The organism is Pseudoduganella flava, assembly GCF_007830495.1.
In the GTDB taxonomy this organism is placed as follows: Bacteria; Pseudomonadota; Gammaproteobacteria; order Burkholderiales; family Burkholderiaceae_D; genus Rugamonas; species Rugamonas flava.
The window spans coordinates 1-1860 of record NZ_VLKW01000031.1 but is presented as its reverse complement, the minus strand read 5'-3'; the positions used below and the strand labels follow the sequence as shown (position 1 = coordinate 1860).

4 protein-coding genes are annotated in these 1860 nt (G+C 50.2%); all 4 read left to right on the top strand.

From position 1 onward, the window contains the following. A partial coding sequence (locus IP92_RS29790; protein WP_199750459.1) for an AHH domain-containing protein occupies positions 1-363 on the top strand: 363 nt, incomplete at its 5' end. Continuing rightward, on the top strand, positions 363-974 hold the full coding sequence (locus IP92_RS29785; protein ID WP_145882360.1) for a hypothetical protein: 612 nt from the start codon (positions 363-365) through the stop codon (positions 972-974). The genes IP92_RS29790 and IP92_RS29785, both read left to right, overlap by 1 nt. Before the next feature lie 28 nt (positions 975-1002). Beyond that, positions 1003-1536: a DUF8309 domain-containing protein gene (locus IP92_RS29780; RefSeq protein ID WP_503826284.1), complete on the top strand. Its 534-nt coding sequence runs from the start codon at positions 1003-1005 to the stop codon at positions 1534-1536. Positions 1537-1618: 82 nt separating this feature from the next. Beyond that, positions 1619-1860: basic helix-loop-helix domain-containing protein (locus IP92_RS29775; protein ID WP_145882356.1), on the top strand; the 242-nt coding region annotated here is incomplete at its 3' end.

The following is a 1860-nucleotide window of genomic DNA, read 5'->3' as shown; positions in this document are numbered from 1 at the left end:
GGGGATGGGATGGCGAATCACCATTTGATCCCTGAGGAGCTGATGAAGGACGTCAACTATGCAAGCATGTTTGATAGGCTCCGAATCCTGGGCTTCGATGGCGACGGTGCATCAAACGGCATATTCTTGCCCGGCAATGAGTCTTTGGCGAAGACGATAGGTCTTCCAGGTCATTGGTCCAGCCATCAAAATTACACCGACGCGATTCGAGTGGAAGTAGCGGCCTTGTACCGACGGTTTAGCACAGGAAGACTAAGCGATACTCAGCTTGTTCTTGGCATACAGCATATCCAGAATATCGCTCGAGAAGGCCTTGAAAGCGGAAAATACGCAATTGACGCAATTACCGGAAGACTTATCTAATGAAAAATTTCTATATCGCGCAATACACCAATAAGCATCCAGGCTGCCCCATTTACATGGCTGCCGAATTAAACCACAGGGTCACCGAATGGCCGTCGTTCGTTTATGACCCGGCTGCTATTACGGTAACCAAGGACTATGTCCTCCAGGTGACTGACCCGGAGATCGTGGAGGTCAATTTCGATATGAGTAACGGCGACCAAAAGATCGTCTCTCAAGAATTTCTTGACGTGTGCACTGGATTAGACGTCCCTCACCGTTCGGTGCCTGTCAAAATCATTTTGGCCGATGGATCACCAACTAGAAAGAGTTATTTCTTCTTTCTTCCCGGTGCCAGCCTTGCCTTATTGGACCGCGATCAATCCGATTTTGAAGATGAGCAGGATCTTGAAAACGGCGGCGTTCTATATAACACTGTCTACCCGGGGGTTCCGATCTATGCCAGGATAGACAAATATGTCGCCAAAGATATCGGAACTCCACCTCTGTTCTTCAACCCTGATATATTCGAATTAGTGTGCACCGAAGAATTCAAGGCGGTGGGTGAAAAGCTGCTCGGAGTACAGTACTTGCCGCTGAACGAAACCTACCGCTATGCGCCTTTCGGATGACAACCCGGTGTAACAGAAATTGCATGGGATGCTGTGTTCAAAGGCATTGCGCCATCGCCCCTCAATTGAATTAAAAACAATGAACCGCATAAGGAAGATTTCGCTAAAGGAAGGTGAAGTAGTCTGCGTGAAGCTGGTCGAGGCGAAGTACACGCTTGCACAGATGCGTAACAACGGCATTATGCAATTCTTCGACATATCGAACACGAATCCGTCGTGGCCGGTATTGGACCTCAACCGTGTCTCTTCGCTCTTCTATGTGTTCGTCTCGGACCAAGCGCTAAGTCCCATATTCCTGGGAAAAGTGCTGTCCGCCGTGGTTACCCCGAGCGCGGAGCCAGTTCCCAAGCTAATGCTTTCGGCTATCTTCAATCCAGGAAACCTTGGTGCGAGATTGATCGAGCTGACGAAAAAATACTCCTCCCTGGGAGGCGGGGTCATAAAGGATCGACTGGATCCGCAGGAAGACTGGGACATCATTCGTGGACACGAAATGTGCGGGCTGCACACCGATCCCGAGAAATTGCGCAAGCGACTACTACGCTACTTCGAGACAGCGTGAACTGGGACGACGCGAAATCTTTTATTTTCAAGGACATACGACTTCCATCGCCGTCAAAGAAAGGGTGATGGCGATAAAAAATATGCGTACACTCGACGATATCCTCCAAACCGAACTCCTTTCCGAGGGCGACCCGGGCGTTTTGGCCAAAGTGAGGCCGGCATTCATAAAGCTAATTCAACGCCTGAAGGATCTTGGCCCACAGGCATCCGACGCTGCGCGGCTGCAAGTGTTTTCTGAGGCCTTCGATCACATCAACCAGTTCGAGGATGAGATCGAAACCGTCGAACGCGAGACGATACTCGAGGCGATGTACGACATTGG

Excerpts from the sequence above, each read along its gene's own strand:
- IP92_RS29780 (WP_503826284.1), top strand. The coding sequence starts at position 1,003 with ATGCTGTGTTCAAAGGCATTGCGCCATCGCCCCTCAATTGAATTAAAA.
- IP92_RS29785 (WP_145882360.1), top strand. The coding sequence starts at position 363 with ATGAAAAATTTCTATATCGCGCAATACACCAATAAGCATCCAGGCTGC.